The organism is Pseudomonas sp. SWRI179 (assembly GCF_014268705.1).
In the GTDB taxonomy this organism is placed as follows: Bacteria; Pseudomonadota; Gammaproteobacteria; order Pseudomonadales; family Pseudomonadaceae; genus Aquipseudomonas; species Aquipseudomonas zanjanensis.
Window position 1 is genome coordinate 1 of the sequence record NZ_JABWRA010000083.1, and the last position, 17611, is coordinate 17611.

At 59.5% G+C, this 17611-nt stretch carries 18 protein-coding genes; 13 read left to right on the plus strand and 5 right to left on the minus strand.

Going from position 1 to position 17611, the window contains the following annotated elements:
- Positions 1–125: 125 nt before the first annotated feature.
- The 4 genes from HU767_RS27230 to HU767_RS27245 all read right to left on the minus strand — a co-directional run bounded on the left by HU767_RS27230 (position 126) and on the right by HU767_RS27245 (position 4871).
- The gene (locus HU767_RS27230; RefSeq protein ID WP_186730967.1) at positions 126–1382 is read right to left on the minus strand and encodes an aminotransferase class I/II-fold pyridoxal phosphate-dependent enzyme; all 1257 of its coding nucleotides are present in this window, start codon (positions 1380–1382) and stop codon (positions 126–128) included.
- A gap of 60 nt (positions 1383–1442) precedes the next feature.
- Positions 1443–2579 carry a PLP-dependent aspartate aminotransferase family protein gene (locus tag HU767_RS27235; RefSeq protein ID WP_186730968.1) on the minus strand — a complete coding sequence of 379 codons (1137 nt, stop codon included), beginning with the start codon at positions 2577–2579 and terminating at the stop codon, positions 1443–1445.
- Entirely contained in the window at positions 2576–4060 is a 1485-nt protein-coding gene (gene amrS / locus HU767_RS27240) for an AmmeMemoRadiSam system radical SAM enzyme (protein ID WP_186730969.1), read from the minus strand. Before amrS ends, HU767_RS27235 begins: the two co-directional genes overlap by 4 nt.
- A 97-nt stretch (positions 4061–4157) precedes the next feature.
- Positions 4158–4871, minus strand: a complete 714-nt coding sequence (locus HU767_RS27245) for a hypothetical protein (RefSeq protein WP_186707155.1) — start codon at positions 4869–4871, stop codon at positions 4158–4160.
- 199 nt (positions 4872–5070) lie between these two features.
- Between HU767_RS27245 and HU767_RS27250 the strand changes: the two genes are divergently transcribed.
- Positions 5071–5502: an Lrp/AsnC family transcriptional regulator gene (locus HU767_RS27250; protein ID WP_060741195.1), complete on the plus strand. Its 432-nt coding sequence runs from the start codon at positions 5071–5073 to the stop codon at positions 5500–5502.
- A gap of 9 nt (positions 5503–5511) precedes the next feature.
- On the opposite strand, the gene HU767_RS27255 is transcribed toward HU767_RS27250, so the two are convergent.
- Entirely contained in the window at positions 5512–6381 is an 870-nt protein-coding gene (locus HU767_RS27255) for a DNA-binding response regulator (RefSeq protein ID WP_186707156.1), read from the minus strand.
- Positions 6382–6682: 301 nt separating this feature from the next.
- Between HU767_RS27255 and HU767_RS27260 the strand changes: the two genes are divergently transcribed.
- From HU767_RS27260 to HU767_RS27315, 12 genes are all read left to right on the plus strand, one after another.
- Positions 6683–6880, plus strand: a complete 198-nt coding sequence (locus HU767_RS27260; protein ID WP_186707157.1) for a Flp family type IVb pilin — start codon at positions 6683–6685, stop codon at positions 6878–6880.
- A 151-nt stretch (positions 6881–7031) separates the two neighbouring features.
- Entirely contained in the window at positions 7032–7226 is a 195-nt protein-coding gene (locus HU767_RS27265; RefSeq protein WP_186707158.1) for a Flp family type IVb pilin, read from the plus strand.
- 28 nt (positions 7227–7254) lie between these two features.
- Positions 7255–7785, plus strand: coding sequence for a prepilin peptidase (locus HU767_RS27270; RefSeq protein WP_186707159.1), 531 nt, complete (start codon positions 7255–7257; stop codon positions 7783–7785).
- A gap of 2 nt (positions 7786–7787) precedes the next feature.
- Positions 7788–9116, plus strand: coding sequence for an AAA family ATPase (locus tag HU767_RS27275; RefSeq protein WP_186730970.1), 1329 nt, complete (start codon positions 7788–7790; stop codon positions 9114–9116).
- Positions 9117–9131: 15 nt separating this feature from the next.
- A complete protein-coding gene (cpaB, locus tag HU767_RS27280) occupies positions 9132–9947 on the plus strand; it encodes a Flp pilus assembly protein CpaB (RefSeq protein WP_186730971.1) in 816 nt (271 codons plus the stop codon).
- A gap of 70 nt (positions 9948–10017) precedes the next feature.
- A complete protein-coding gene (locus HU767_RS27285) occupies positions 10018–11334 on the plus strand; it encodes a TadE/TadG family type IV pilus assembly protein (RefSeq protein ID WP_186730972.1) in 1317 nt (438 codons plus the stop codon).
- 8 nt (positions 11335–11342) lie between these two features.
- On the plus strand, positions 11343–11807 hold the full coding sequence (locus HU767_RS27290; RefSeq protein ID WP_186707163.1) for a TadE/TadG family type IV pilus assembly protein: 465 nt from the start codon (positions 11343–11345) through the stop codon (positions 11805–11807).
- Positions 11807–12301, plus strand: coding sequence for a TadE family protein (locus tag HU767_RS27295; protein WP_186707164.1), 495 nt, complete (start codon positions 11807–11809; stop codon positions 12299–12301). The genes HU767_RS27290 and HU767_RS27295 overlap by 1 nt, the downstream gene beginning before the upstream one ends.
- On the plus strand, positions 12295–13515 hold the full coding sequence (locus HU767_RS27300) for an AAA family ATPase (RefSeq protein ID WP_186707165.1): 1221 nt from the start codon (positions 12295–12297) through the stop codon (positions 13513–13515). Before HU767_RS27295 ends, HU767_RS27300 begins: the two co-directional genes overlap by 7 nt.
- Positions 13516–13518: 3 nt before the next feature.
- Positions 13519–14961 carry a CpaF family protein gene (locus HU767_RS27305; RefSeq protein WP_186730973.1) on the plus strand — a complete coding sequence of 481 codons (1443 nt, stop codon included), beginning with the start codon at positions 13519–13521 and terminating at the stop codon, positions 14959–14961.
- Complete coding sequence (locus HU767_RS27310) at positions 14958–15944, plus strand: type II secretion system F family protein (RefSeq protein ID WP_186730974.1); 987 nt, start codon at positions 14958–14960, stop codon at positions 15942–15944. The genes HU767_RS27305 and HU767_RS27310 overlap by 4 nt, the downstream gene beginning before the upstream one ends.
- Before the next feature lie 27 nt (positions 15945–15971).
- A complete protein-coding gene (locus tag HU767_RS27315; protein ID WP_186707168.1) occupies positions 15972–16937 on the plus strand; it encodes a type II secretion system F family protein in 966 nt (321 codons plus the stop codon).
- The last annotated feature ends 674 nt before the right edge of the window (positions 16938–17611 follow it).

Consider the following 17611-nt stretch of genomic DNA (forward strand, 5'->3'; position numbering starts at 1 on the left):
GTCGCGAAGCGGCCCTGTTTTTGGGGCTGCTACGCCCGAGGCGTCGGACCGGCCCAGCGGGAGCAAGCTCCCTCGCCACAGGGTTACTGCCTGGCTTTATTTCGCTTAACTGATCGGCATTGGTCCTACTGCCGCCTGGACTCAACATACGCCCTGAATCGACTTATGGCCTGGGTGACGTCTGAGGCGGTGGCATTGCTGAATGAAAGCCTGACTTGGTTAGCCGCCTCATTCGTCAGCGAAAATAAAGTGGTCGGGAAGACGATCACTTTGAACTGCTTGGCGCATTCGCGCATTTCAGCTTCGCCAAAGACGAAAGGCAGCTGCACGTTGATAAAGAAGCCGCCTGTCGGGTGATTCCAACTGACCGATCTTTGAACGCCGGCCTTGAGCGGAAATTCACGTTCAAGGCATTCAAGCATGTGGTTCCTTTTGTTCGTATAGGACAACACCCTGGGCCGGTTCAGCCCCTTCAGCGAGTAGTCGTTCTCGATCAGCACGCCGGCGACGACCGCTTGGCACAGGGCTGGAGTGTTAACGGTGATCAGGCTTTTGGCCTTGCACAACCTTGTGTTGAACGACATGACGCCTGGGCCCTGCGGAGCGACCACATAACCCATGCGCAAGCCCGGAAAAATCGATTTGGCAAAAGAACCGAGCAAGAACACCCGACTGCTGTCGATGGACTTCATGGATGCAATGGCAGCGCCTTCGTACCTGAAGTAGCGGTAGGCCGTGTCTTCAAGGATGAAAAAGTCCTTTTCCCTGGCCAAGGCAAGCATGGCTGTCCTGGCGTGATAGGAAAGGCTGTCGGCGGTCGGATTGCTGAAGTCTGGAACGGCATAAAGTGCTTTGATTTTTTCTCCTCTGGATTCAAGTGCTTCAACGATCTTGCGCAGGGCGATCGGGTCGAGAAAAGCCGCCATGGGGACTGGGACGATCTTTATGCCCAGCAGTTTTGCGATGCCGGTGATCCCGGAAAACACCGGGTCAGGCACCAACAACACCCCACCGCCTTCAAAGATGGACAGGAGCGTCAAGGTGCAGGCTTCCTGAAAACCCAGGCACACCACGATGCTTTCAGGATTGGAGACGGTTATCCCTTCATCCACCTGCAAATAGGTGACGATCGTTTCATTGATGATCCCAGAGGTTTTTCCATATTGGCAAAGCAGCGTCGCCAGCGATTGCTCGGTGCCGGCGACATGATGTTTGTAGTGGGCCAGGCCCTTGTCGATGAGCGCCGGGTCGCACTGCTGATCATCGGGTCGACCGGAAGCCAGTGAAATGGCCTGGGGGGGTTCTTGAGCGATGGAATTTAGAAGGTGGATAACGTTCAGGATGGGGTCGTCGAATATCGTGTTTTCGAATGCGCCGGTCACTTTCTTTGCTCCATAAAAAAGCAACGAGCCATTGAAGGCTCGTTGCTCGTGATGACACCGCTACGCAGGATCTTTCTGATCGACCTTGCTTTCCATGGTTTCGAATGCCTGGAGCAGATCCTCCTTGAGATCGTCGAGATCCTCCAGGCCAAAGCACAATCGAACCAGGCCCTTCTCAATGCCCATGTCGGCTTTTTCCTGATCCGTCATCGAGGCATGGCTGCCACTGAAGGGCTGGGCGACCATTGACGTGACGCAGGCCATTCCAGTGCCCGTGCCAAACCATTTGAGCGCGCTGGTGAACGTTTTGTAAAAGGGCACCAGGTCCGGCCGAATATCAACAAACACAATGCCGCCATAACCGGTCAATTGCTTGCCATCGATGCGTGGGTAATAGACATGCTCGATAAAAGGCAACTCACGCAGATAATTGAGCATGCTTGCGGTCGTCTGGCTGTGTTTTTCCATGCGCAGGTTGAACGTCTGCATGCTCCTGCGCAGCAACCAGGCGCTATTGGGGGTCAGTATCGTGCCTGAATAAAAGCGGCCCTCAAGGAGGCGGTTATAGATCGTCTCATTGTTGACCAGCACCAGGCCGCCCATGACATCACTGTGTCCGGAGAAGTATTTGGTTGCGCTGTACAGGGAAATGTCGGCGCCAAAGATCAACGGCTTCTGGAATATCGGCGTGGCCCAGGTATTGTCAACGACCACCAGGGCCTGCGGGTTGTTTTGCTTGACGGCCCTGCTGACGGCATGGATATCAATGTCTTTCAGGAACGGGTTGGTCGGTGTTTCGAATATCACCATGTCGACGTTCGCCGGCAAGGCCTTCAAACCCTCGGCCGTGGTGAGATCCAGAATCGTCAGGTGCGCGCCGATACGTGCCGCATAGCGCTGGAACAATTTATAAGAGCAGCCATAAATGTATTTGTTGATGACCAGTGAAGCCCCCGGTTTCAACAGTTCCAACACCATATAGATCGCGCTCATCCCGGTGCTGTAGGCCAAGGCATATTCGCTGCCCTCCAGGGACGCGACGACCTGTTCCAATTCAGTCACATTGGGGTTGGCTTTCCTTGAGTAGAAGAAGGCCGAGTCCGCGTTGAACGCGCTGCACTGATAAATAGGTGTTACCGAAGGGTGAGCGTCCCGGTCATCCACCTTGATATGAAGTATTTCAGTCGACACTTTCATGCTTGGCTGACCAGTTTGATGACCTGTTCATACATGTTCTGCTTGCCCTCGTAACCAACGGTCGGGGTGATGTCATTTTGCGAGATGCCGATCTCTTCAATCGACTCAGTCGGGAAGTGAGCCCGGTCGAAGACTTCATGAAGGTTCGAGTTCACGCCGTTGGGGAGCCAGACCTCAGGGCCTGTTTCATCGATGCGTGCCTTGGCAATGATGAATCGATAGCTTTCATGGGCCCGCAAAGTCAGCGATTTCCACTCGCTGTTATGCCCGTCCGTATAGTTGCGTCGCAGGTAGACAGTCTGTTCGAAGCCCTCGGTATTCAGCACTTGGGCGTGCAGCGACACAATGTCTCCGTGCCATTCGAACTTGCGCTTCTCATAAGCGCTCAGCGCGTCCTCGCACAGCTCGACAGGGGCGTAGGCCTGGTGCTCGCCGAGTAATTTGAAGTGCGCATCATGCCCGCATTGGGAGCAGCACCCCTTGCTGTCCAGTCCGATGATGTCCGCGTTCAAGCCATACCGGGTGACGAGCAGGGCGTTGCAGTGGTTGCAACTGGTATTGGTCCCTTCGACATCATTCACGTTCCCCAGGTAGACGTGCTCGACGCCCATGCTCCGAGCGACGTCCCGAGCCTTCAGCAGCCTGTCCACCGGTGTACGGATGCTGTTGCTCATTTTGTAGTCGGGGTGAAACCGGACGAAGTGCAGCGGTACGTTCGGACCCAGTTCATCCAATACCCACTGGCTGATTTTCCGGGCCGTTTCCTCGTCGTCGCTGATGTCGGTCACCATCAAGGTGCTGACTTCGACATATTTGCCAGCGTCATAGACTTTCTTGATACCGGCCAGGACGGGCTCTACCCAGCCCGTGGTGACCTTGCGGTAGTACTCCGGAGAGATGGATTTCAGCGAAATCGAGAAAATATCGATGACTGGCAGTAATTCATCGATGGCTTCTTCACTGATGAAAAACGCCGATTTATAGAGGTTGATCAGGCCCGCTTCCTTGGCCAGCTTTGCCGTGTCGAGGATGAATTCATGCCAGACAACCGGATCGTTATAGGTCCAGGAAATGACGCGTATGCCGTGTTTGAGCGCGGTCTCCACCACCTGCTCGGGGGTGTAGTAGTAAACGTCCTTGTCGGTGACGTACTTGGCCTGCGACGTCTTCCAGTTGTGACAGTAACCACAGTTGAGCATGCAGCCGATATTGCCCAGGGACAGGATCCGCTCACCGGGGGCAAAGTGGAAAACGGCTTCGGTTTCGATTGTTTCTTCGGTGCTGTGGACGCCCTTGCCATAGTTCAATGTAACGAGCCTGCCCCCACGGTTTCCGCGCACCTTGCAGAACCCTACCTTGCCTTCCTGAATGACACAGTTGCGTGGGGAAAGATGACACTTCACGGCTCCCCCGGGGAGTATTTCTTCGAGTTTTGCCGGGCTGCTTTCCAAGGTCCAGTTTTTATTTTTTGTAGTGTCCATCTTTCACTCCTCATCACGGAAGTTGCCATCAATAGCATCGGTTTAAAAAGTCGAGGCGAAGCCATCCTGCCGCCCTAGAGGGCAGTCATGTTTCTTATTAGTAAGCGGATGAAGCGCTCATCAATCCATAGTTCTTAAGTGCAAAGCGCTTGGCATTCATGTTCATGAACGGTTGAATAAGCGGGCCAATTACCAGCAGGAATGCAATCGTACCTATACCGAACGGCCCGCCTAAAAGCCAACCGCTGGAAAAGATGCCGATTTCAATGATCATTTTGGCTTTGGTGAATGACCAGTTCCATTTGGATACCATGGTCAATACCACAAGATCCATGATCCTGATGCCAATACCGCTCATGATGATCAATGCGGATGAATAGGCACATAACATCAGCCCCGAGGCCAATAACGCGTACTCATTCATTCTGACGATCAAATACTCTCCGAGCCCCAGCCACGACCAGAGATCAATCAGCAGTCCGGTCAGCGTCGTGGTAATGAAGGGGCTTATCGGCGGGTATTTTTTGTTCCAGAGCATCCACCAGGTCAGGAAGAACAGCGACACGATAGCCGAACAAACACCCATGCCGAGCATAAGCATTTTATCGATCGAGATGATCAAGACGTCTAGAGGATCGGTACCCAGTTGACTGATGATGAAGCACTTGGCACCCAGCGAAAAGAAGCTGACGCCCATCAGGTACATCAGTATCTGGTCTTTCTTGAAGTGGCGGAGATTTAGGACTTGCGTGCCAATATGCTGAATCAACGGGTGAGGCTTTTTTCCACACTTTTTCTTTTCATCTTCCATGCGAACACCATCCCTGGAGAGAATATTTTATTATGAGTGCGTCACGCTAAAGAGCAGGGCTATTGATTACCCGGATTCTTTTTCAGGTTTTTCAGGCTGGAAATAGACTAGCGCCATGCTTTATTTTGGTGCATGCTTTTTTTAATGAAAAACGCAGGCTTTTCATTAAAATTTATACTTTTAACCGGGGAAAACGCACATGGATCGTATAGACGTCAAAATCCTGGGTAAGGTACAGGACTGTGGTCGCATCTCCATCACAGAGCTTTCCAAGCACGCGGGTCTTTCTATTCCTGCCACCAATGACAGGTTGCGCAAACTTGAAGACTCCGGGGTCATCAAGGGCTATTGCGCTCAGTTGGATCCTACCAAACTGGGCTACGGCATATCGGCCGTCGTCGGCATTACCACCCTCAAGCCGGCAAAAGCCAAATTGATCGCGACGCTCACCGACATACCCGAGGTCGTCGAGTGCCTGCACATCACGGGGAATGACTCCTATCTGATTCGGATCTACGCCAGGTCCATGGCTGAGATCGAGGACATCATCGCGAAAATCAACGCGTACGGAGAGACGCGGACCAGCATCGTGCTGTCCATTCCAATCGAGAGAAGAAAGCTCGCGCCATGAGTCTGAATATCAACCCTCAAGGCTGTGCACCAGGTTTTCAATCGCTTCCAGGGCCGCCTCATCCGCAGGCTCCGGTGCAGGACTCGCGCTGCGCATCTGGTACGCGAGACGGTACTCGCTGGGCGTGCAACTGGCGTATTGCTTGAAGGCGCGGGCAAAGTAGGACGGGTCCTTGAAGCCGGCCTCATAGCCGATGCTGGTGATGGGCATCTGGCTGTTGTCGAGCAGTTCCTTGGCGAAGCTCATGCGTTTGTTCAGTACGTAGTCGGTGAAGCCGAGCCCATTGGCTTCCTTGAACACCCGGCTGAAGCGAAACGTCGTCATGCCACAGCGCTTGGCCAGGTCGCGCTGATCGATGCTCTCACGAAAGTGCTGGTCGATGTACAGCATGATGTGGCTGAGGGCCTGGTGCTTCTGGTGCCCTGAAGTCAGGCGAATGCTGTCCGGCAGGGTCGGGGAGTGGTCGATCTGCGAGGTTCTTCCCCGGCCACCGGTATTGCGGCGCAGCTCACACAGCTGGGCCACGGCGGTGAGGTAGCGCTTTCGCTCGGCGACGGACAAGGGCAGCACCATGTATTCCCAGACGCTGGAGCGCATCGCCCACACCGCCAGTTCCTCGGAGTGCTGCACGGTGAACATGGTGATGGGGGTGCCGGGCACGGTCCGCTTGATCTCAAGCAAGCGTCGCAGGCCCGGCGTGTCCGGGCGGTCGAAATGGATGCAGATCATGTCCACCTGTTCCGCGCTGGGCAGCATGGCGTTTTTTGCCAGCGTGCAGTCGCAGGTGTCCCGGAACTGGGAGACGAGCTCCTGAGTGGACCGATCATGGGTCAGATCGAACCATAACAGCTTTGGCTTTCCAGTCGGATTGGGTGCCATAGGACGACTACTCACAGGTTCTTTCTGCCCTTTAGCTAGCAGTATTGTCACTGTGCTATCACTTCGCCGAATTATTTTTTATAAAAATCCTATTTCTTCCCGTCATCCCCTCGCGGGACGCCTGCCCGGGGCTGTCGCAGGGGCGAATTCCCCGCGCCGGCCTCTTTCCCACCCCGCGCAAAAAAATCCTAGCGATATGCAAAATCCTCCTAACGGCAATGACCACCCGCTGACTAGGGTTGCATCAGGCAGTTCGCAATGTACTGCCTCTTGAGAAAACAACCCCAATGAGGTGTGCGAAATGACTCTTCAAACAATCAAGGCTTCGGTAGTGAAGTTCGCCAAAGATGAAGATGGCCTGACCATTGTGGAATACGCCGTGGCCGGTGGGTTGATCACCGTATTGGTGGCCGCCGCGTTTGTGCTTCTGGGCGGTGCGGTGAATACCAAGATCCGTGCACTGTGCCAGGCGGTCAACGGCAACGTTGCCTGCGCGTAAGCCAGTCATTGCCTGGGGACACGGTAACGCTCAAGGAATAACGCTTGCGACTCTTTTGCAGTGAGTACAACGCTTCAATCAAATGGACTTCACGCTGTCCCCTCCCATCAACTTCGTAGCCGTGACTTCTTATCAGCGTGAGGTATACGAAATGACTCTCCAGACAATCAGAACTTCGATCCGCAAGTTCGCCAAAGATGAAGACGGCCTGACCATCGTTGAATACGCGGTGGCGGGTGGCTTGATCACGGTGTTGGTCGCCGCGGCATTCGTCCTCCTGGGCGGCGTCGTGGATACCAAGATCCGGGCGCTGTGCCAAGCCGCCAATGGCAACGTCGCCTGCTAACGATAACCACCCCCTAGGGAGACGCATCATGTCCATGGAACTGCTGGTGTCGACGGTATTGCTGCTGGGATTGCTGGGTGTGGCGGTGGTGAGCGACCTGCGTCGCCATCGCATCCCCAACACGCTGGTTCTGGTGGGTATTGCCCTGGGCTTGGCTGGCCAGGTCTATACCGGCGGGATCGGTGGCCTGGGCGACAGCCTGCTGGGCATGCTGATCTGTTTCGGGTTGTTCCTGCCCATGTACGCAGTGGGTGGCATGGCCGCCGGCGACGTCAAGCTGATGACCATGGTCGGCAGCTTCCTGCCTTTTCATTACGCACTGTGGGCGGCGCTGTTCAGCCTGATCGCCGGCGGTGTATGCGGTTTCCTGATCGTCCTGGCCCGCGGCCAACTGCTCCAGACCCTGGGACGCTACTGGTTGATGGTGCGAGCCCAGTCCTACCTGGCTCCGACGTCGGATGAAGTGGCCGGCAAACCCTTTCCTTATTCGATTGCGATCCTGATCGGTACTTTGAACAGCGTCTACTGGCAACTGGTTGCCGGCGGCTGGGGAGTCTAGTCATGCACGTCATCAACGATAGCGATGCCTACCCCAGCGAACGGGAAGCGGTGCAACGCCTGGCACCCCAGCCATGCACCATTCGCGACACCGGCCTGAGCGACAGTTTCCTCGGTGAGCTGGTGTGCAAGCACCTGCACGACGCTGGTGTGCTGGACATGTCGCGGCTGGTGGAGCGCCTGGCCCTGACCGGCGCGGTGCTGGAAGAAGTCCTGGCGTTCCTGCGCAAGGACGGTCGCGTCGAAGTGCTGGGTCAGTTGGGCCAGACCGGCGGGCAGACGTTGCGTTATGGCCTGACCGAGCGCGGCCGCAGCTCCGCCCGTGATGCCCTGGCCCGCAGTGGCTACATCGGCGCGGCGCCGTTTCCGGTGAGCACCTATCGCTCGCTGATCAAGATCCAGACCATTCACCACGGCCGCATCACCGCCAAGGACATGAACCAGGCCTTGGCGGGGATGGTACTGAGCCAGGGCATGCTCGACCAGTTGGGCGTCGCCCTGAATTCCGGGCGGGCGATCATGATCTACGGCCCGGCGGGCACCGGCAAAACCTACGTCAGCAGCCGGCTGATCCGGTTGTTCGCCGAAGCCATCTGGGTGCCCCACGCGATTGTCATCAACGAGTCGGTGATCGAAATCTACGACCCACAGGTGCACCAGCGCCTGGATGACAACAGCCAAACCAACAACCTGATGCTCAACGAAGGCATTGACCGCCGGCTGCTGTGCTGCAAACGCCCGATCGTCATCACCGGCGGCGAGTTGAGCATGGAGCAGTTGGACGTGCGCTACGACCCGTTCACCCGGCAATACCAGGCGGCGTTGCAGCTCAAGGCCAGCAACGGCCTGTTCATCATTGACGACATGGGTCGCCAGCGCATGGCCCCGGCCGAATTGCTCAATCGCTGGATCGTGCCCATGGAGGAGAAGCGCGACTTCATCAACCTGGGCGGCGGTCGGCATTGCGAGTTGCCGTTCGACCTGGTGCTGGTGTTTTCCACCAACCTCAATCCCCTCGAATTGGCCGACGAGGCCTTCCTGCGGCGCATTGGCTACAAGGTCCAGTTCGGCTACCTCAAGCCCGAGGAGTACGAACGCATCTGGCGCCAGGAATGCGAACGCCTGGGCATCCCCTATGACCCGTTGTTGGTGCGTTATGTCCTGCAGCGGTTGTATGGCGGCGAAGGCATGCCGCTGGTGCCTTGCCATCCCCGTGACCTGTTGAACATGGCGCTCGACCGCCAGCGTTATCTGGGCGGTTCCGGGCCCCTGTCGCCGCAAGAGCTGGATTGGGCCTGGCACAACTACTTCGTTCAGCTCGACTTCCTTTGATCTGGAGATACCGACATGAGCTCTCGTACGCTTCCGCTGATAGGCGTTTCCCTGGTAATGGGCCTTGGTGCCGCATGGATGGCTGACTCCTGGCTGAGCGCGCGACTCAACGCGACCCCCGATGATCACCTGCGAAGCGTGGTGGTCGCGACGGTGGAAATTCCCTTCGGGCAAATGGTCGAGGCCCAGCAGGTCACGACCGTGCGCATGCCCATGGACACGATCCCGGACGATGCCTTCGATGCCAGCGAACAGGCCGTGGGCAAGATCGCCACCTTCGACATCCTGCGCGGCGACATTGTGCGGGGCGCGCGCCTGAGCGAGCACCTGGGCGGCAGCACCCTGGCTTCGCTGATCGCACCGGACAAACGCGCCATTTCGGTACGTGTGGACGATGTGGTTGGCGTGGGGGGCTTCCTCTTGCCGGGCAACCGGGTCGATGTCTTGGCGACCAAGACCACCAGCGCCGGCAGCAACAGCGCCACGTCCCGGACCATCCTGGAAAACCTGCGGGTGCTGGCGGTGGACCAGACGGCGGGCACCGACAAGACCCAGCCAGTGGTGGTGCGGGCCGTGACCCTGGAAATGTCCGCCACCGAAGCCGAAGCGCTGGTCACCGCGCAGACCGAAGGCAAGCTGCAGCTGGCCTTGCGCAACCCGTTGAACCTGGAAAAAAAGGCCGTGGCCGTTGCGCCGCCAGCCCCTGCGCCGGTCATCGCCATGGCAGCCGCACCGGTGCCCAAACCAGTGGTGCAGCGCAGTGCCAAGCCGCAAGGCGGGGCTGTCACGCTGATCCGCGGGGTTGAAAGCAGCGTGATCAATGTCCGCTGAGTGACCCCTCCATGCCAGGCCTTTGCGGGCCGTGGCGATGCCGATCCTCAACGTTGTAGATGAGGGCTCGATGATGAATGCCAATATCCGGCGCCAGGGAGGGGCGGTGAGTGTACTGATGGTGATCGCGTTGGTGGCGATTTCCATGATGGCGGCCTTGGCCCTCGATGGCGGGCACATGCTGCTGAACAAGACGCGCCTGCAAAATGCGGTGGATGCCGCGGCCTTGGGCGGCGCCAAGACCCTGAGCCAGGTGAGTGGCGGCATCAACATGGCCAGCACCACCCGCGCGGCTGCCCTGGATACGCTGAACAGAAATGCCAGCGCCGTGGGCAACACCGAGCTGGCCACCGCGGTTGCCGGCAACCCGGGCGCGTTCGCCGTGGTGGAACTGGCCAGCAGCGTCTATGGCCCGTTCTCCTACCCTGGGCCTAGCGATGCCAAATACGTGCGGGTGTCGGTGGCCAGCTATCAATTGGACGGTTTTTTCTGGAGCTTCGTGCAAACCATGGGCAGCGCCGGGCTCGGCAACAAGCGCGTGGCGGCGATTGCCACGGCGGGTCCCAGCCCCACCTCGCCGTGTGACCTGGCGCCGTTGATGGTCTGTGGCGAGCCCACTGAGTACAACCCGGCCGCCGGCAACTTCTGGGGGTATCAATTTGGCGATCTGGAAGTCTTGAAGACGGCGGCGGGGAACACCTCGCCCATCGGCCCGGGCAACTTCCAATTGCTGGATTTCGGCTCCGGCGGCAGTGCGGTCCGCGAGGACCTGGCCGGCGGGGGCTCGGTCTGCCGCAGCGTTGGCGACAACGTCCAGACGGCGCCGGGCAATAAAGCCGGCCCGACTTCCCAAGGCTTGAACACCCGTTTCGGTGTCTATAACGGCCCGGTCAGTTCTTCGGATTATCCACCGGACCTGGTCACGTCTTCAGGCAGCCCGGCGATCACCTACAACGATTCGGTCCCCCGGCCGGAATACAAAGGCCAGGCGATCACCTCGAGCAACGGCGATCTCTCGGCGGGCGGCGAGGCGATACAGGACTACAACGACTGGCGGGCCCAGGTCGCCGCCTGTGTGGCCGGGGGCGCCAGCGGCTGTGAAAGCAACGGGGTCTTCGAGCGCCGGATGTTGAAGATCGTGATTGGCGATTGCGCCGGGAAACTGAGCGGCTCGACGTCGATTCCGGTCCTGGGGTTTGGCTGCTATTTCGTCCTGCAACCGGTGAACGGTGGTGGTTCGGAGTCGATCATCTTCGGCCAGTTCGTCCAGGAGTGCGAGGGCGACAACGTGCCCGGCCCGACGCCATCTTCCGACTCCGGCCCACAGATCATCCAGCTCTACAAAACCTATCTCAACGGCAGCGGCACGCCGAGCACCGACTCGTAGGAGGCGTCATGGGACTTTCTCATTTCAAACCCGCAAGAGCCCAACAAGGCGTGGCGCTGGTGGAGTTCACCCTGGTGCTGCCGTTGCTGCTGTTGCTGCTGCTGGCCTTCGGCGAGTTCGGCCGGATGCTCTACCAGTACAACGTGCTGTTGCAGGCCAGCCGCGATGCCGATCGCTTCGTCGCCAGCCAGGCGTGGAACACCACCCTGGGCGGCATCACGCTGAACAACACGTTGCTGACCCAGACGAAAAACGTGGCGGTGTATGGCGTGCCCAGCGCTGCCGGCGACGCCGTGGTGTCCGGGTTGACCACGGCCGACGTGGAGGTCGTCACCGAGGGCATCGATCATGTGCGCGTCACCATCAAGCACACCTTCTCCCCGGTGATCGGCACGGTGATCCCTGGTTTTTTCGGTGCGTCCACCGTCTTGGGCATCGAACTGGTGGCGACCACCGTCATGAGGGCGCTGTGATGAATCGCAAACACATGGGCGGCACCTACATCGTGGAGTTCTCCTTCGTCGGCTTGCTGGTGTTCATCCTGCTGTTCGGCGTGGTGGAAATGGGCCGGCTGTACTTCACGGTCAACGCCCTGGATGAAGCCGCGCGACGTGGCGCGAGGCTGGCGGCGGTGTGCAATGTCAGCGACCCGGTGGTCCTGCGCCGGGCCATCTTCAACGCGGCGACGGACGCTGGCACCAGTCAGTTGATCAGCAACCTGGCGACCTCGAACCTGGCGCTGACCTACCTGGACGTCAACGGCGCCGTGGTGGCGAACCCCTCCAACACATCCGGCACCACCGGCTTTCGTGCCATCCGCTATGTGCGGCTGAGCGTGCAGAACTTCGTGTTCAACCTGTTCATTCCCGGCTTGGGCGTGCCCATTACCTTGCCGACGTTCCAGGCAACCTTGCCACGCGAAAGCCTTGGGCGTCATTCCGATTCCGCGGAGATCACACCATGCTGAACACCAGGGAAAATCCGCTTTCAACCACCACTGGCAGAGCCGGGCTGCGGATACTGATCAGCAGTCGCGATGCCACGGCACTGCGCGACCTGCAATGCGTCTGCCAGCGCATGCCGGGCCTTGAGGTCAGCACGCGCCTGGTCAGCAATGGGCATGTCGATCCGCTCTATGGGCTGGATCGCATGCCCGATCTGTTGCTGCTGCGGGTCAGCCATTTGTGGCGAGAGGAACTGTCGGCGTTGCTGCAACGTCCTGCCCATGAACGGCCGCCGATGCTGGTGTGCGGTCCTTTGGGCGAGCAGGAAGGCATGCGCCTGGCGATGCAGGCCGGTGCCCGGGATGTGTTGCCCGAACCCATCGCCGATACGGAGCTGGTGGCGGCGCTCAATCGCCTGGTGGCGGACGTTCGTCTCGGCAACGGCAACGAAGGGAAGTTGGTCGCGGTGATCAGCGCCAAGGGCGGCTCCGGCGGCACCTTGGTGGCCTGCAACCTGGCCCAGCAGCTCAGCGCCCGGGCAGGCAATACCCTGTTGCTGGACATGGACCTGCAATTTGGCAGCGTGACCCATTACCTGGACGTGGCGCAGTCCCACAGTCACCTGGAAGTGCTGCAGCAGGTCGATGAGATGGACAGCGTCGCGCTGCGAGGCTTTTGCAGTCACTTCAGCCCGACCCTGCACGTATTGGGTGGTCGGGCCGGTGAATTGTGCCTGCCCCAGGACGCCCAGCCTGAACAGCTCGATGCCCTGTTGCAGCTGGCCCGCGCCAGTTATGACTGGGTGGTGGTGGACCTGCCGCGGCAGATCGATCACCTCACCGGCTCGGTGCTGGAACAGGTGGACCGGGTGTACGTGGTGGTGCAACAGAGCGTCAGCCACCTGCGTGATGCCAGCGCCCTGGTGCGGATTCTTCGCGAAGACCTCGGTGTGCGCGGGGACCAGTTGCAGATCGTGATCAACCGCTATGACAAAAACGCCGCCGTCAGCCTCAAGGACATCGGCGAGGCCCTGCGTTGCGCGAACCTGTCGAAATTGCCCAATGACTTCAACCTGGTCAGCCAGAGTCAGAACACTGGCGTGCCGTTGGGGCTGCATGCGCCGAAGGCGGCCATCACCGCCGCCCTGCGCGATTTGACCGAAGACCTGGTCGGTCACCAGATGGCCACGAACAAGGGCCTGCTTAAACGCGCCTTCAACCGTTTCTTCGGGGGATGACCCATGATCAGCGACTTTCGTAACCGCTTGCGCAAACAGCCCGCCAAACCTGGTACCTCGGCGGGTGTCCAGCCCGGCGACAGCTTGCCGGACCCGACGGACGCCTTGATGGCCTGGGAACAGGCCATCCCGGATGTGCTGTATGAAACCCGCAGCCAGGTCACGCCGGTGGAAGCCGAGTGGCGGGAAAAGATCTACCAGCAACTGCTCAAGGTCATGGACCTGTCATTGCTCGATGCCCTCGAACAAGCCGAGGCCGCGCGGCAGATTCGCGATATCTGCCAGCGCCTGCTGGAAGAACATTCCGCGCCGGTGAGTACCGCCAGCCGGCAGTTGATCATCAAGCAGATCACTGACGAAGTGCTCGGCCTTGGGCCGCTGGAACCGCTGTTGGCCGACCATAGCGTGTCCGACATCCTGGTCAACGGCTTTGCTTCGGTCTACGTCGAACGCTTCGGCAAGCTGCAACGCACCGACGTGCGTTTTCGCGACGACCAGCATCTGTTGAACATCATCGACCGCATCGTCTCCAGCCTGGGGCGACGCATCGACGAGTCCTCGCCGTTGGTGGACGCTCGGCTCAAGGACGGTTCGCGGGTCAACGCGATCATTCCGCCGTTGGCCATCGACGGTCCGAGCATGTCGATCCGGCGCTTCGCCGTGGACCTGCTCAATACCGACAGCTTGATCCAGGTGGGCACTATGACCCCGGCCATTGCCTTGCTCCTCAAGGCCATTGTTCGCGGGCGGTTGAACGTGCTGATTTCCGGTGGGACCGGCAGCGGCAAGACCACCATGCTCAACGTGCTTTCCAGTTTCATCCCCCACAACGAGCGCATCGTCACCATCGAGGATTCGGCCGAGCTGCAACTGCAGCAGCCCCACGTGGTACGCCTGGAAACCCGACCGTCGAACATTGAGGGGCGTGGCGAGGTGAGCCAGCGGGAACTGGTGCGCAACAGCCTGCGCATGCGCCCGGACCGCATTGTCATCGGCGAGGTGCGTGGCGCCGAGGCGATGGACATGCTCACGGCGATGAACACCGGCCACGACGGTTCGCTGACCACCGTTCACGCCAACACTGCACGGGATGCCCTGGGGCGAATCGAGAACATGGTGTCGATGACCGGGGCGACGTTTCCGATCAAGGCCATGCGTCAACAAATTGCCTCGGCCATCGATGTGGTCATCCAGCTGGAGCGTCAAGAAGACGGCAAGCGCCGCGTGGTGAGCATGCAAGAGATCAACGGCATGGAAGGCGAGATCATCACCATGACCGAAATTTTCTCCTTCGCGCGCCAGGGCATCGGTGAGCATGGCGAGGTGCTTGGGGAGTATCGGCCCAGTGGCATGATCCCGGCCTTCCGCGATGTGCTGGCCAAGCGCGGCATCGAGTTGCCGCTGACCTTGTTTCGCCCTGAGTGGATGGAGGGCCGGACGTCATGAGCAATATCCCCAGCGAGTTCATCCTGATGTTCCTGGGCATGGTGTTCATCGCCGTGTTCCTGCTGTCCCAGGGCGTGGTGGTGCCGGTGTTCGGCGAGGCCGGCAGGATGCGCAAGCGTATTCGTGGGCGCCTGCATGTGCTGGAGAAGGCCAACCACTTGCCCAACATGCAGACGGTGTTGCGGCAGAAATACCTGACGCGCCTGTCACCCTTGGAAGCGCGGCTGGAGCAGCTGCCATTCATGGCCAACCTGACGCAACTGATCGAACAGTCCGGCCATGAATACCGGGCTTATCGGGTCATGCTGCTCGGTCTGATCCTGGGGACGGCGGCCGGGGCCTTGGTGCTGATGGTTTCGCCAGTCTGGTGGATGGCGCTGCTGGCGGCCTTTACCGTGACCTGGGTGCCGGTGTTGAAAATCCTGCGGGACCGCAACAAGCGTTTCGCCGCGTTCGAGGAAGGTCTGCCGGATGCGCTGGACGCCATGTGCCGGGCCTTGCGCGCCGGGCACCCGTTCAACGAAACCCTGCGTCTGGTCGCCGAGGAGCACAAGGGCCCGGTCGCCCAGGAGTTCGGCATGACCTTTTCCGACATCAACTACGGCAACGACGTGCGCCGGGCCATGCTCGGCCTGCTGGAGCGGATGCCGAGCATGACGGTGATGATGCTGGTGACCTCGATCCTCATCCACCGCGAGACCGGTGGCAACCTGACCGAAGTGCTGGAGCGCCTGAGCCGTTTGATCCGCGGGCGTTTCCGGTTCCAGCGCAAGATCAGGACGCTGTCGGCGGAAGGGCGCATGTCGGCCTGGGTGCTGGTGGCGATCCCGTTCGTGCTGGCGATCGCCATCGTGCTCACCAGCCCCAGCTACATGCCGGTGCTGATCAATGACCCCATAGGGCACAAGCTGATCATCGGCGCGTTCTGCGCCATGTTGATCGGGATTTTCTGGATCAGAAAAATCATCCGGATCCAGGTTTAAGCGCTGTTGCGTCGAGAGGTTTCAGCCATGGACTTTCTGCTCGGATTGTTGAGTCGGTTCACCGGTAACGAAGAACTGGCCCGCCTGTTGTTCATCGCCGCGATTGGCCTCAGCACGGTGCTGACGGCCGTTGCGCTCCTGCTGTTGGTGCTGGGCTTGCAGGATCCGGTGCAGCGGCGCCTGGCGCTGATCAAGCGCGGTTACGCTGGCACCGGCGCAGGGCAGGAGGCGCCGGGTAATTTGCAGCTCTTGCTGGAGCGAATCGGCCAGCGCTTTGCCTCGACCGACCAGGCCCATACGTCCGCCACCCAGACTTTGCTGACCCACGCCGGTTACCGGTCTGCCTCGGCGGTGCAGATGTATTGGGCCGTGCGCCTGATGTTGCCGCTGTTGCTGGTTGGCGTTGCGTTGTTGCTGCTGCCGATGGTCAAGGTTTCATTGGCCATTGGCTTGCTGGGGGTGACCCTCATGGCGGGCATTGGCTGGTTGATCCCGGCGATCTACGTCGGCAAACGCAAGCAGGCCCGCCAAGGCCGGCTGCGCGCCGCGTTTCCGGATGCGCTGGACCTGATGGTGGTGTGCGTCGAGTCGGGCCTGGCCCTGCCGACGACGATTGAGCGGGTGGCTGAGGAAATGTCGGTCAGCCAGGTGGAACTGGCCGAGGAACTGGCGTTGGTCAATGCGCAGATCCGGGCGGGCATCACCAGCACCGAGGCGCTCAAGCAACTGGCCGTGCGCACCGGCCTGGAGGATATCCAGGGCCTGGTCAGCCTGCTGGCGCAAAGTATCCGTTTCGGCACCAGCGTGGCCGATACCCTGCGGATCTACGCCGACGAGTTTCGCGACCGGCGGACCCAGGCCGCGGAAGAGATGGGCGCCAAGATTGGCACCAAGCTGATCTTCCCGCTGATCTTCTGCCTGTGGCCGAGCTTCTTCCTGGTCGCCATTGGGCCGGCCATGATCGGGGTGTTCAGGGCTTTCGGGAATATGTAGGACGCGCCTATTTGTGGTGATGAGGCTTGCGTTCACCACAGCCCATTGTGGGCGATCTGTGGGAGCAAAGCTTGCTCGCGATAGCGGTGGGTCAGTCAGTCAAGGTATTGACTGTCCGTCCGCTATCGCGAGCAAGCTTTGCTCCCACAGGTTTTTCTGGCATCCGTCTACTGATCACTCCGGTCAACACACCGCACCTGTAGCGAGGGCGTCTGCTCCCACAGGTTTTTCTGGCACCTACCTACTGATCATTCCAATCGAAACACCGCACCTGTGGCGAGGGAGCTTGCTCCCGCTGGGCTGCGCAGCGGCCCCGGCTTCTTGCGGCGGCTCTGCACCATTGTGTGCGAGCTTGCTCGCGATAGCGGTGGGGCAGTCAGTTAGGTGTTGAATGTAAGTCGGCCATCGCGAGCAGGCTCCCCACAGATGATCTTGGGTGTTCATGAGGCTTGTGTTCACCACAGTCCCATTGTGGGGACATCTGTGGGAGCAAAGCTTGCTCGCGATAGCGGTGGGTCAGTCAGTGACGTGTTGAATGGCAGTCCGCCTTCGCGAGCAGGCTCGCTCCCACAGGTTTTTCTGACACCTACCTACTGATCATTCCAATCGAAACACCGCACCTGTGGCGAGGGAGCTTGCTCCCGCTGGGCTGCGCAGCGGCCCCGGCTTCTTGC

Coding starts and splice junctions, on each gene's coding strand:
- HU767_RS27235 (WP_186730968.1), bottom strand. CDS start 2,579: ATGAAAGTGTCGACTGAAATACTTCATATCAAGGTGGATGACCGGGAC.
- amrS (WP_186730969.1), bottom strand. CDS start 4,060: ATGGACACTACAAAAAATAAAAACTGGACCTTGGAAAGCAGCCCGGCA.
- HU767_RS27245 (WP_186707155.1), bottom strand. CDS start 4,871: ATGGAAGATGAAAAGAAAAAGTGTGGAAAAAAGCCTCACCCGTTGATT.
- HU767_RS27250 (WP_060741195.1), top strand. CDS start 5,071: ATGGATCGTATAGACGTCAAAATCCTGGGTAAGGTACAGGACTGTGGT.
- HU767_RS27255 (WP_186707156.1), bottom strand. CDS start 6,381: ATGGCACCCAATCCGACTGGAAAGCCAAAGCTGTTATGGTTCGATCTG.
- HU767_RS27260 (WP_186707157.1), top strand. CDS start 6,683: ATGACTCTTCAAACAATCAAGGCTTCGGTAGTGAAGTTCGCCAAAGAT.
- HU767_RS27265 (WP_186707158.1), top strand. CDS start 7,032: ATGACTCTCCAGACAATCAGAACTTCGATCCGCAAGTTCGCCAAAGAT.
- HU767_RS27270 (WP_186707159.1), top strand. CDS start 7,255: ATGTCCATGGAACTGCTGGTGTCGACGGTATTGCTGCTGGGATTGCTG.
- HU767_RS27275 (WP_186730970.1), top strand. CDS start 7,788: ATGCACGTCATCAACGATAGCGATGCCTACCCCAGCGAACGGGAAGCG.
- cpaB (WP_186730971.1), top strand. CDS start 9,132: ATGAGCTCTCGTACGCTTCCGCTGATAGGCGTTTCCCTGGTAATGGGC.
- HU767_RS27285 (WP_186730972.1), top strand. CDS start 10,018: ATGATGAATGCCAATATCCGGCGCCAGGGAGGGGCGGTGAGTGTACTG.
- HU767_RS27290 (WP_186707163.1), top strand. CDS start 11,343: ATGGGACTTTCTCATTTCAAACCCGCAAGAGCCCAACAAGGCGTGGCG.
- HU767_RS27295 (WP_186707164.1), top strand. CDS start 11,807: ATGAATCGCAAACACATGGGCGGCACCTACATCGTGGAGTTCTCCTTC.
- HU767_RS27300 (WP_186707165.1), top strand. CDS start 12,295: ATGCTGAACACCAGGGAAAATCCGCTTTCAACCACCACTGGCAGAGCC.
- HU767_RS27305 (WP_186730973.1), top strand. CDS start 13,519: ATGATCAGCGACTTTCGTAACCGCTTGCGCAAACAGCCCGCCAAACCT.
- HU767_RS27310 (WP_186730974.1), top strand. CDS start 14,958: ATGAGCAATATCCCCAGCGAGTTCATCCTGATGTTCCTGGGCATGGTG.
- HU767_RS27315 (WP_186707168.1), top strand. CDS start 15,972: ATGGACTTTCTGCTCGGATTGTTGAGTCGGTTCACCGGTAACGAAGAA.